Here is a 12,777-nt window from a genome sequence, read left to right on the forward strand (position 1 = left end):
TAACTGATGAAACCGCTGCACTGTATTTCCCGCTATTTGCCTTTGATGATTATCTGCATGATATTCACAACATCCTGTACATCTTCTGATAAAAAAACCTTATCAGAGAATTCTTATGAGCCTGGCACTTATGGCTTTGATGCTGATTTTCTAAAAAAACACCAGCAGGTCGTTGAACTTTCTGATGGCAATAGTTTTGTTCTCATCAGCCCTGAATATCAGGGCAGGGTTATGACAAGTTCTGCCGCTGGCAGAAGCGGCAACAGCTTTGGCTGGTTGAACTATGACTTAATCTCTTCAGGCAAACAGGAAGCGCACATACATGCGTTTGGGGGAGAGGATCGCTTTTGGCTAGGCCCTGAAGGCGGACAGTTTTCTGTATATTTTGCTCCGGGAAAATCATTCGAATTTGCAAACTGGTTTGTACCCCCGGCGATAGACAGTGAGCCGTTTCCACTTATTTCCAGTTCTTCTACCGAAGCTTTATTTGAGCGCGATATTCACCTGCTCAACCATTCCGGCAATACTTTTGATCTGGCTGTTTCGCGGAAAATAAAACTACTAAGTTCTGAATCGGTGGGAGAAATTATCGGAATAACTCCGGATCAGGGGGTAGATTTTGTTGGATTTGAATCAGAAACACAGATAACCAATCGGGGTACCAACGCATGGACACCGGAAACCGGTGCACTCTCGATCTGGATTCTTGGAATGTTAAAGCCCTCACCTTCGACGACGATTGCCATCCCATATCGTACGGGTACCATTGAAGAACGGGGTCCCGTTGTCAATGATGCATATTTTGGAGAAATTCCCGGTGAACGACTTTTGGTAGCGGACAGTGTCTTATTCCTGAAGGCTGACGGAAAATTCAGGAGTAAAATCGGCTTGTCTCCGCACCGAAACACACCTTTTGCAGGCAGTTATGATGCGGCCGGCCATGTACTAACCATCGTCCGGTATTCTGTCCATGAAGGTACAGACACTTATGTCAATTCTATGTGGGCCCTCCAGGATCATCCCTTCGCAGGCGATGTAATCAATGCGTATAATGACGGTCCGTTGGAAGACGGCGGTCAACTAGGGCCATTTTATGAACTGGAAACCTCTTCCCCTGCCGCTTTTTTGAAGCCGGGAGAGTCTATGTCTCATATTCACACTACGTTCCATTTTACAGGAAATGAAGCGTCTCTGAGCCTGATTTCCCAAAAGGTTCTGGGCGTAACGACGGAGGAGATTGCCCGTGCACTACCGCAATAGCCAGGAAAGTTTGATCCCTGCAAAAAAGTTTCTCGGCAATGCCGGATAATAATACCTGGGCTGATTTGCGCCTACGCCTGCTGCATTTACCAAAATCATCCCGGCATATCGCTCATCCAACGCATTGGCGATTCCTCCATACAGGTCAGCAGTCAGTGTTTTTAGTATATCTTTTCTAAACCCCATTTTCAGGTTAACAACCTGATAAGCTTGTGTGTACCGGGTATTATCATCCCGCATGGGCATAGCATCCACGTACAGGAAGTTTGCATTTGCATACAATCCCCAGGTAGCAGAAAAATCGATACCAGCGTTGAAAACCTGTGGCGGAGTACCCGTGAGGATATTTCCCGAGTAATCAGCTTCTCCGTCAACAAATTCCTGAAACCGGTATCGGGTGAGCGTATAGGTGGTAAACACATCCAAAGCCACCGCCCTGGTATTCACAATCTGATATTGAAGGGCGAGTTCCATTCCGTTATGGTCGGTTTTGCCTGCATTTACGCCAACAAATTCGTCGTTGCCGACCCGACGCGCAACCAACAGATTCCGTATCTGCATGCTGTACAGGCTGATGTCGTAAAATAACCTTTCACCCAAAAGTCTTCCCCTGCTTCCCACCTCAAAATTCCATCCGGTTTCGGGCTGGATATCATTATTGATCAGGCCTTCGGGGGTCAGGGTTTCGGCTAACGAAGGAGGTGAAAATCCGTGGCTGGCACTCATGTGAAGTGCAGTATGAGGAGATAATCTGTGATTGATGCTCAAGCGGGGCGATAGCGTAGGGGAGAAGGAATATTCCCCTGACTGATCCACACTGTCAGGCGTAAACCTGTCGCTCAAAAGATAGCGGGTATGGTTAAAGTTTAACCCCGCCGTCAGCAGGGTTTTTTCGGTAAGCGCCCATTCCGTTTGTGCAAAAAGGTTGTAGTAGGTGCGGCTTTCATTGTTATTGCTGAGAATCGCCCCTAATCCGCCCAGACCGCCAACATTGATATAGGTTTGCCAGTCATAGGTTTCGGAAAAATATTCCCCGCCAGCCTGAAGTTTGAAAGGGATATTTCCGGCATTTCCAGATATTACCAAACGGTTTCGAAGGCCATAGGATTGGTTCTGTTCACTCAAAATATTGAAAGGGCGAGGCTCCCAGGAATTCCTGAAACTGCCAAAGAAGCTAAAGTTGTGACTGACCGATGAAGTAAAATTATGGAGATGTGAAATACCTGCAAATGCCTTGGTATAATCTTCATAGCCTTTGGTTTTATTCCAGGTAAATGCGGCAGCCTGCGGATTGTCTGTAAAAGTTGTGCTGTCAATGGAACTGGGGATAAAAGCTTTCATGGAAATAAGGCTGGCAATTACAGAGACCATATCTTTCTCACTTCCATAGCTTTGTCCCATAATGGTTACTGACTGCCTGTCCAGAGAATTATTTTCCCGATATCCATCACTATGGGTATTGTTAAAATTAATCAAAAGACTGCCCTGATCTCCGCTTTGTTCCCATGTGGTAACATTTCTCAGCAGCCCAAATGATCCGGCCATAGTTTCCGTGCTGAGTTTCATGCGGCGATAGTCAGGTTTTCCAGTACTGAGATTGATCGTGCCCCCCAGACCTGCGCCATAAATGCTGGAAGCGGGCCCTTTTAGCACTTCAACCCGGTTGATCAGACTCAGGTCAATGTCTTCAATCGTAGTTTCCCCATCTCCGCCGGTCAGGGGAATTTCATTGAGATATGCGCGGATTTTGTTTGTACCAAACAAGCTTCGGGAGCCAATCCCTCGTATCGTAATCCGGTTGGTATTGATGGTGCCGCTTTGCATAAATACACCCGGTATCCGGTTGAGTGCGGGTGCAATAATTATGGGTGCGTCTCGGTGAAGTTCTTTCTCGCCAAGTACTGCCACACCGCCACTTTGTTCGAGCAAGGTACGACCCGAAAAAAACGCTGATAACACTACCTCATCAATATCGCCGATGCTGGCCGTGAGCGGAATACCTATAAAATCATCTTTTCCGGAAACGGATACTGTGTCAGTCTGATAGCCGGAAAGAGAAACAATAATAATTGCAGGGAACTGCCTGACGGGGATTTCAAATTTCCCGTCGGGGCCAGAGAATGTCATCTCTGCAGCATCTGTGGTGCGAATCGAAACACCGGTAAGTGCCTGCTGGTGGGAGGCATCAAATACTCGGCCACGCAGGCTGGTTTGCGCATAAATTGCGGATGGAATCAGGGTAAAGACAATTGCTGTAGTGAGCCATTGTCTTAAAAAGGAGGAAAGGGAAAAAAGGGTCATACGTCAGTATTTAGGGGTGAGCCAGGAGTCGCAGGAGGTTGAGGAGAACCGCTTCGAAAAGATGATTTGATCAGGGCGATAATACGGGTGTATTCCCCTTCTGTAATGATATTGTCTTTAATAATAATATCAATTTCTGCCCTGATTTTGGGACTTATCGCACTGATGTCGTGAAAGTAATCGTTGATCACATATTCAATATCTTCCAGGCGGTGAATGAGGATCAGAAACTGATCTTCCCGTATAAGCCCTTTTTCTAAGGTTTGATTGATTTCTGCTTTTTTCTGGAGGATTAGTTCTTCGGCATTGGCATGGCCTTTCAAATACTGCAAAAGTGCATCATTGCAGCTATAAAGGAGATTTTTAAATCGTTTTTTCTTCGTATTGGTAAAATAACTCCCGATAGCAACTGACAGAAAGGCCACAACCAAACCTATGACACCCCATACATTATCCAGGCTATCCCAAAATTGGGGCTTCTCCTGATCGATTGGGGTATATGAGCTGAACGCTAATTCTTCTCTTCCCGGCTGGTAATGAATATGCACCGTCATGCCCTCTTTAATTTCCGGACTGACCTGGAAGAAAGTATTCAAAAAACTCATTCTTTTTAGCAGGAGTTCTGTTCCGGTTTCAATCAGTTCGAACCGATACTCTTCCGGCGTAATTCCATCATCTATGCCGTATGTGATAAACCATTCTTTTTTCTCGTTGGCGAGCACTTCACATTCAATTATCATATTTTCCAGAACGGCATATTTCACTTCTTTGGGTAAACTGGTGCGCAGGTCAGCTTCAGAAAAATCCGACTGACGGATGAGTTTATCATTCAGAAATACAGAACATTCATATATATCGCCGATAAGAGCGATGTTCAGAGAGGCTTTGTGAAGACTTTCAGGAGAATGGTTACCTACAGAAGAAAACCTGCCGCTTTCATTGAGCTTGCTGATAATATTTTCCTCAATAATGGCCAGCAAATCTCCTTTTGTACTAAGTTTTTCAAGGGCTGCTGCTTTGATTTCCATAGTCAGCTGAAGCGCAGGTTTAACCCTGATTACCCTTTGATATCGCTGAAGGGTTTTGTAGGCAAATTCTGATTGAGGAACCCATTTTTCGATTCCCTGCTGATCTGAAAAGAGGCGTCGGGCAGCAGGGTCATGGTGTGCAGTGAACATGATTTTTTTTATCTGTTCACGCACCGAATGAGAAAGCGTTGAGCGAAACACATAAGCATCGTAAGGGATTTCATAGGTGAGCAGACACCGGAGCAATTGTTTATCTTCCGGGTCGAGATATTCCATCTCACTTTCTGTAACTGCAATACCATCTGTTTCTGCTCTCAGGAGTTTGGTCAGAGACTGTTTATGTTCGTCGGAAAAATCATAGTTAAAAAATCCACGATCGACATCCAGGTCATGTTCCCATAAAGCCCCCCGGGGATATTTGTATCCGGCGGTGGAAGTTTTATTGACATATTGGAAATTTTTCCCCTCCAGTCCTTCCAGTGATTTGATTCCACTTTCTTTTCGGACCAAAATACAACCCTGATAGGATTTTTTGCCGCGGATAGCATGTGTGGCGAATACCTCCAGCCCCGGAAAATTCTGACGTGCTTTCAAATACGCAAAGGGAGAAAACACACCCAGATCAAAATCGCCTTTTTCCAGACGGGATGCCAGATCTTCTTCTGCAACGATTTCGACCACCGCTTCTGTACCCAGTTTCCCGGCGACATACTGCATCAGCGAATCGAATGATGTGATCACATCTTCAGAAGAATGATTCAGTATGACCCCAACCCGCAACGGAGTCGGTACCTGAGCAAATAAGCCGGGCATAAAAAATAAGCCAAAGACAACTCCCACTACCACATTGAAAATCTGATTCATCATAATTCACTTTACCCCCAAAAGATGGCAGTAAAAATAAAGAAAATTTACTAATTTGCAGGTAAACCAATCCTTACCTCAATAGAGTCATTTATGTATCAAGCATCTCATTCCCGGTATGACTCCATGACTTACAATCGTTGTGGAGATAGCGGGCTTATTATTCCCGCCATCTCTCTGGGTTTATGGCATAATTTCGGGGGCGTAGATATTTATTCAGATTTCAGGAAAATCCTTCACAGAGCCTTTGATGAAGGAATATTGCATTTCGATCTTGCCAACAATTATGGACCGCCTCCCGGTTCGGCTGAAGAAAACTTTGGGCGGGTGCTGGCCTCAGATTTTGGCTCTTACCGTGATGAGATGATTATCTCTTCAAAAGCGGGTTACCGGATGTGGCCCGGCCCTTATGGAGAATGGGGCTCACGTAAATACCTGATCGCATCTCTGGATCAGAGTCTGAAACGGATGGGCCTTGATTATGTAGATATATTTTATTCTCACCGACCCGATCCCCATACTTCTCTGGAGGAGACGATGGGGGCATTGGATCAGGTGGTAAGGCAGGGAAAAGCGCTGTATGCCGGAATCTCTAATTATACCGCAGAGCAAACCCGTGAAGCTGCACGGATTTTAAAAAACTTAGGGACACCCTGCGTAATTCATCAGCCTAAATACTCTATGTTTGAACGGTGGATAGAAGATGGGCTGACAGACGTGCTCAGGGAGGAAAAAATAGGCTGTATTGTTTTCTCTCCTTTGGCTCAGGGTTTGCTCACCAATAAATACCTGAAAGGAATACCCGAAGGATCGAGAGCCGCAAGGCCCGAAGGATTTTTACAGCAACATGAAGTAACGGCTTCACGTATCAGGTGTGTGCAGAATCTGAATGAACTTGCTGCCAGCCGGGGACAATCCCTGGCACAGATGTCTCTGATGTGGGCGCTACGACTGCCGGAAGTAACCTCCGTTTTGATCGGGGTGAGCGCAGAAAAACAACTGGCAGATAACCTGGGCGCATTAAAAAATCAACATTTCACAGAAGATGAACTAGCTGAAATTGAACGGATTCTGAAAGAATCTTAATATTTAACCATTTATAATCAACCATGACAAAAAGAAACTTGTCTAACAAAAAATCACAAAACAAACGAAAACTCAAGACAAAAAAATCACAGAATCAAAAGGGCAACCGACAAGATCAACTTTGGAAAAGAGCCGTACTTGCTCTTCTGAAGAATAACCGCAATAAGTCGTTTTCAGTCAAACAGATTGCTGCAGAAACGGGTCTTTACAACGAAATTCCTAATACCAAAATTCACTCCCTGGCAGATCTCCTGGTTGAGGAAGGCCAGGCAGAATACCTCGATAAAGGGCAATACAAATTCCTCGCAATACCTGAATCCCTTACCGGAACGCTGGAGGTAACCCGCAGCGGTGTCGGATTTCTGTTGGTAGAAAATGGCTCTGATATATTTATTAATAGCTCTGGCATGGGTAAAGCCATGAATGGAGACATTGTAAAAGTCAGGCTGATCAAGCGAAGACGGAAAAATGGACGAATGGAAGGAGAAGTGATAGAAGTTGTCCATCGTGCAAAAACTGAATTTGTAGGTACAGTCGAAGAAGGTCTTCCTGGCAGATTTTTTCTCCTGCCCGATGACCGCAGGATTAATATAGACTTCTATATTCCCAACGAACACCTCAATGGAGCTAAAGACGGGCAAAAAGTCTGGACAAAACTGCTGAATTGGGAAAAACGTTCACCGGAAGTAGAAGTTTTGTCTGTTCTCGGTGAAGCTGGTGAGCACAATACCGAAATGCACGCCATTCTCCTTCAATATGGATTTGACCCTAATTTCCCGCCAGAAGTAGAGCAGGAAGCCGAAAATATTTCAGAGGAAATCACGGAAAGTGAAATCGCAAAACGGAAAGACTTTCGGGGAATCACGACAATTACCATCGACCCTATCGATGCTAAAGACTTCGATGATGCCTTATCCCTGCGAAAGCTGGAAAACGGCAATTATGAAGTAGGGATACATATTGCAGATGTTTCACATTATGTAAAGCGGGGTAGTGCCATTGACCGGGAAGGATTCCGAAGAGCAACTTCCGTTTATCTGGTGGACCGTACCGTGCCGATGTTGCCCGAAAAGCTTTCAAATAAGGTGTGCAGTCTTCGCCCCAATGAGGATAAACTAACCTATTCTGCGGTATTTGAGATGGATAGCGAAGCGAAGATTCTCCATCAATGGATTGGGCGCACGGTGATTCACTCCGACTATCGTTTCCATTATGACGAGGCGCAGGATGTACTGGATGGAAAAGCGGATGGGCCGTTTCGTGAAGAACTGATCACGCTCGACACCCTTGCCAAAAAGCTCAGAGCAAAAAGGATGGGTGCAGGCAGCATCGAATTTGAAAGTGTAGAAGTCAAATTTAAACTCGATGAAAACGGCCACCCTCTGGGAGTCGTTCGAAAAGAAATGAAAGATGCCAACCGGCTGATAGAAGACTTCATGTTGTTGGCCAATCGCCGGGTGTCAGAATACATTTTTAACATTTTTAGCAATCCGCCGCTGCCGTCTGTTTATCGCATTCACGATAAGCCAGATCCCGAAAAGTTGTCCACACTTGGCCGTTTTGTCAGCCACTTTGGTTACGATGTGAATTTTGAGGAAAATAAAGGGACATCAGAAAAACTTAACAAGTTACTGGAGTCGGTACAAAATACACCTGAAAAAAATGTCATCGAGACCATTGCGATCCGGTCTATGGCCAAAGCCATTTATTCCACTAAAAATATTGGACATTTTGGGCTTGGATTTCAGTTCTACTCTCATTTTACCAGTCCGATCCGCCGGTATCCAGATATGATGATCCATCGTTTACTTACCCAGTATGGAAATAAAGACTACAAACAGGATCCAATTGTGCTGGAGCAGGAACTCAAACATTGCTCTAATCAGGAAAGAACCGCGGCAGAAGCAGAACGCGCATCTATCAAGTACAAACAGGTAGAATTTCTTGAAGATAAAATCGGCCAGCAGTTTGACGGCGTAATATCCGGTGTGATTGATGCAGGTATTTTTATCGAACTGACTGAAAACATGTGTGAAGGATTTGTGCCGGTACGTACCCTGGAAAATGATTACTATGTATATGATGAAGAAAATTATTGTATCCGTGGCAAAGATACGGGAGAGGTTTTCCGGCTGGGAGACCCGGTGATTGTAGAGATTTCCGGTACAGACTTAAAACGCCGTTCAGTAGACATGATTATGATTGGGAAAAGAGAAGTGGAACAGTAGTATTTTTAAGTACTTTCTCAGCGTCATGATGTCATAAAAAGCTTTATATATGCGCCACAATGGCGCATTTTTTTGTAATGGAAGGCGATTTGCAAGTATTAATATGAATACAAACACATAGCTAATACAATACAAAAATGAACTTTAATAATTATACTATAAAAGCCCAGGAATCGATCCAAAGGGCAAGTGAAGTGGCCAAAGATCTTCGCCACCAATCTATCGAAACAGGACACCTCCTAAAATCCCTGTTGATATTGGATGATAGCATCATTCCCTTTATACTGCGGAAAATAGGCGTAAATATTACCTTCCTTGAGAAAAAGCTCGATGAATACCTCGAAACATATCCGAAAGTCGAAGGAGCTACGGGAGGCGGTTATTTATCCAATGACCTGCATGCAACCCTCGAAATTGCCAATAAGGAAGCCGGCCGGTTGCAGGACGAGTTTGTAACCCTCGAACACTTACTTCTCGCGCTAGTGAAGTCGAAGAATGGCATTTCCGCTATATTAAAAGAGCAAGGCGTTACCGAAAAAAATCTGAATGCTGTAATTGAAGAAATACGGGGAGGGAACCGCGCCACAGACCAAAATGCTGAGGCAAAATATAATGCACTTCAGAAATACGCCCGCAATCTTAACGAAATGGCCCGCAAAGGGAAGCTGGATCCGGTGATAGGCCGGGAAGATGAGATCCGCCGGGTAATTCATATTCTTTCCCGCCGAACCAAAAACAATCCTATACTGGTAGGAGAACCCGGTGTAGGTAAAACGGCAATTGCAGAGGGGCTTGCTTTTCGCATCATTCAGGGAGATGTACCCGAAAATCTGAAATCCAAAACCATCTTCTCTCTGGACATGGGGGCATTGATCGCCGGAGCCAAGTTTCGGGGAGAGTTTGAAGAAAGGCTGAAAGCCGTACTGAAAGAAGTTGTTGGGGCAGAAGGAGCCATTATTCTGTTTATTGACGAAATCCATACCCTCGTTGGAGCCGGTAAAACAGATGGTGCTATGGACGCAGCTAATATTCTGAAACCCGCATTGGCCAGAGGCGAGCTCCGTGCCATTGGCGCAACGACACTCGATGAATATCAGAAGTATATAGAAAAAGATAAAGCACTGGAAAGGCGGTTTCAGACTGTGGTAATTGCCGAGCCCAGCGTGGAAGATACCGTCTCTATTCTTCGGGGGCTTAAGGAGCGATATGAAGTGCATCATGGTGTGCGAATTACCGATGCCGCGATAGTCGCTGCCGCAGAATTGTCCAACCGCTATATATCAGATCGTTTTCTCCCTGACAAGGCGATTGACCTGATTGACGAATCAGCGGCTAAACTCCGGCTGGAGATGGACTCCATGCCCGAAGCGCTCGATGAAATCGAGCGAAAAGTTCGCCATCTCGAAATCGAACGGGAAGCCCTGAAACGAGAAAAAGAACCTAAAAAACTTGAGGAAATCGAAGAGCAGCTAGCCAATCTCGAAGTCGACAGAACACGCCTTCGCGCGCATTGGGAAACAGAAAAAGATATTATTCAGCAAATAAGGAAATCGAAATCCTCGGTTGAGGATCTTAAAGTCGAAGCCGAAGAAGCAGAAAGAAGAGCTGACTTTGGAAAAGTAGCGGAAATCCGTTATGGCGCAATTGTGGAGATGGAGAAAAAAATCCAAAGACTGAATCAGCAGCTGATAGATTATCAGTCAGATATGCGAATGCTAAAGGAAGAAGTGGAAGCAGAAGATATCGCTGAAATCATTGCCCGTTGGACGGGAATCCCGGTTAGCCGGATGGTTGAAAGCGAAAGGCAAAAACTACTCAGACTCGAAGATGAACTTCACCGAAGGGTAGTCGGGCAGGAGGAGGCCATTGAAGCAGTTTCTGATGCCATACGGCGTAGCCGTGCAGGTCTGCAAGATCCTAACCGGCCAATAGGCTCGTTTATTTTCCTGGGCTCTACCGGTGTGGGCAAAACCGAGCTTGCCAAAGCACTCGCAGAATTCCTATTTGATGATGAACGGTCAATGGTGCGGATTGACATGTCTGAGTATCAGGAAAAACATTCGGTCAGTCGCCTGGTAGGAGCGCCTCCCGGATATGTTGGTTATGAAGAAGGTGGACAACTGACAGAAGCGGTGAGACGCAAACCGTATTCTGTGGTGCTGCTCGACGAAATCGAAAAGGCTCACCCTGATGTTTTTAACATTTTACTCCAGGTATTGGACGATGGACGTCTTACGGATAACAAAGGCAGGGTTGTGAACTTTAAAAACACAATTATTATCATGACCTCCAATATAGGCGCGCATTATATTCAGGAAAAATTTGAGGAGCTTACCGACAATAACAAAGATGCCCTGATGGTCATCATTAAAGATCAGGTTCTGGATCTGCTGAAAAAACATCTTCGCCCGGAATTTCTCAATCGGGTTGATGAAGCGATTGTTTTCTCTCCGCTGAGCGAACTGGATATGAAAAAAATTGTAAAAATCCAGGTTGACAATTTATGTGTAAAATTGGCAGAGATGGGCATAACCCTTCATTTTGAAGAGCCCGTGCTCGAATTTTTGGCCAGCCTGGGTTATGATCCTCAGTTTGGTGCAAGGCCTGTTAAAAGATTGCTTCAGAAAGAAGTTGTAAATGCCCTTTCTAAAGAAATTCTTTCAGGGTCTGTATCCAGAGATTCAATGATCAATATCTCCATTCAGAATGGGAGAATACGATTTACTCAGGATCAGGAAAAACAAAAGACGACCGAATAATGACAAGGTTAGATTATTTATAAAAATTTCGGATTTCGGACAACACATCTGAGAATAAATTCGTAGTTTTATTTAGAATAGATAATCACAACAATTTATGCCTGAAAGTACAAGACGATTTTGGATCATGCTCACTATTTTTGCTTTCGTCTTTTCGACAGCGAAATGGATGGAAACCAGAAACTTTGAGCGTCCCCGCAAGAGTTGCCACAAGGAATTTTCTGCGCATATGCAGCATAGATCCGGCAATAGAATGTCTCAGAAACGCCATTGTCAGATCAGAGACAATTACCGTACGCCGGCTATAGACGATTTTGTGTTTGTACATAAAGAGCCGGTTGCTATCAATTATATGGAAGTGAGTAATGCAATTGGTTATCCTTCTGTTGCAAAAGAAGCGGGAATTGAAGGATCTGTCATCGTGCGGGTACTGGTAGATGAGCACGGAAACTACCTCAAGCATAAAGTCATTTCCCAGGCACACCCACTTTTGGGAAGAAGTTGTGACTCCTACGTAAATAATCTGTACTTCACGCCTGCGGTCAGAGATGGGCAGCCTGTTAAGTTTTGGGTAAATATCCCCTTTCATTTTCACAATTAAAGTCGCTCTCAGCGATATGATATAAAGAAACTTTTTGTTTTCATTTGATTCCCCCTGTATAGTAGCTTCTGTACAGGGGTTTTTCTTTGTAAGAATCGTCGGTTTTTTGTCCGAAAATAGTTTCACAAAAGCAGGTATCTGGCATGTTGTTTGAACCTTTTTCAGTGAAATTCTTTTTGCCCTAACCTTTTGTAATTCCCAGGCCTATGTTACCCTCAACACGTATTTCCTGGATCATCTTTACCGCAGCCGCGATGTCATTGGCTGGTAGTTTGGCATGGACTGACGCGATATCCTCTATGCAGTTGGATTATGCCCATGAAACTGATGAAGTTGATCTTCCCCCTTATATTCAGAATCGCGAAGAGATCGCCCATATGATTGGTTATCCTGCATTGGCGTGGGACTCAGGTATAGAGGGCACCGTTGTTCTTCGGATACTTGTAGATGAAACCGGTGGTTATCTGACTCATGAAGTAACCGGAAATTCACATCCACTACTTCAAATTCCCTGTGAACACTTCGCACATTTTTTGTTTTTCTCTCCCGCCCGGACTAATGGTCAGCCCGTGAAGTGCTGGGTCGAAATTCCATTTGAGTTCGAAATTCCCTAAAAAGGAGGGAAATGCTCCCGCATGTAAATATATAGA

General features: G+C 44.7%; 8 protein-coding genes. 6 read left to right on the plus strand and 2 right to left on the minus strand.

Annotated elements, in window-relative coordinates:
* The first annotated feature begins 6 nt into the window (after positions 1 to 6).
* On the plus strand, positions 7 to 1,260 hold the full coding sequence (locus R3D00_17150; protein MEZ4774915.1) for a DUF6786 family protein: 1,254 nt from the start codon (positions 7 to 9) through the stop codon (positions 1,258 to 1,260).
* Here R3D00_17150 and R3D00_17155 read toward each other — a convergent pair.
* Entirely contained in the window at positions 1,249 to 3,561 is a 2,313-nt protein-coding gene (locus tag R3D00_17155; GenBank protein MEZ4774916.1) for a TonB-dependent receptor, read from the minus strand. The genes R3D00_17150 and R3D00_17155 overlap by 12 nt on opposite strands.
* Complete coding sequence (locus R3D00_17160) at positions 3,558 to 5,456, minus strand: PhnD/SsuA/transferrin family substrate-binding protein (protein ID MEZ4774917.1); 1,899 nt, start codon at positions 5,454 to 5,456, stop codon at positions 3,558 to 3,560. Before R3D00_17160 ends, R3D00_17155 begins: the two co-directional genes overlap by 4 nt.
* A 90-nt stretch (positions 5,457 to 5,546) precedes the next feature.
* Between R3D00_17160 and R3D00_17165 the strand changes: the two genes are divergently transcribed.
* From R3D00_17165 to R3D00_17185, 5 genes are all read left to right on the plus strand, one after another.
* Positions 5,547 to 6,539 (plus strand): aldo/keto reductase, encoded by a 993-nt coding sequence (locus R3D00_17165; protein MEZ4774918.1) that lies wholly within the window; start codon positions 5,547 to 5,549, stop codon positions 6,537 to 6,539.
* 23 nt (positions 6,540 to 6,562) lie between these two features.
* Positions 6,563 to 8,767, plus strand: a complete 2,205-nt coding sequence (gene rnr / locus R3D00_17170; protein ID MEZ4774919.1) for a ribonuclease R — start codon at positions 6,563 to 6,565, stop codon at positions 8,765 to 8,767.
* Between the two features lie 137 nt (positions 8,768 to 8,904).
* Positions 8,905 to 11,526 (plus strand): ATP-dependent chaperone ClpB, encoded by a 2,622-nt coding sequence (clpB, locus tag R3D00_17175; protein MEZ4774920.1) that lies wholly within the window; start codon positions 8,905 to 8,907, stop codon positions 11,524 to 11,526.
* Positions 11,527 to 11,755: 229 nt separating this feature from the next.
* Complete coding sequence (locus tag R3D00_17180; protein MEZ4774921.1) at positions 11,756 to 12,127, plus strand: energy transducer TonB; 372 nt, start codon at positions 11,756 to 11,758, stop codon at positions 12,125 to 12,127.
* A 206-nt stretch (positions 12,128 to 12,333) separates the two neighbouring features.
* On the plus strand, positions 12,334 to 12,741 hold the full coding sequence (locus R3D00_17185; GenBank protein ID MEZ4774922.1) for an energy transducer TonB: 408 nt from the start codon (positions 12,334 to 12,336) through the stop codon (positions 12,739 to 12,741).
* Positions 12,742 to 12,777 lie beyond the last annotated feature (36 nt).

The sequence above is a fragment of the Bacteroidia bacterium genome (genome assembly GCA_041391665.1).
Lineage (GTDB): Bacteria > Bacteroidota > Bacteroidia > J057 > J057 > JAGQVA01.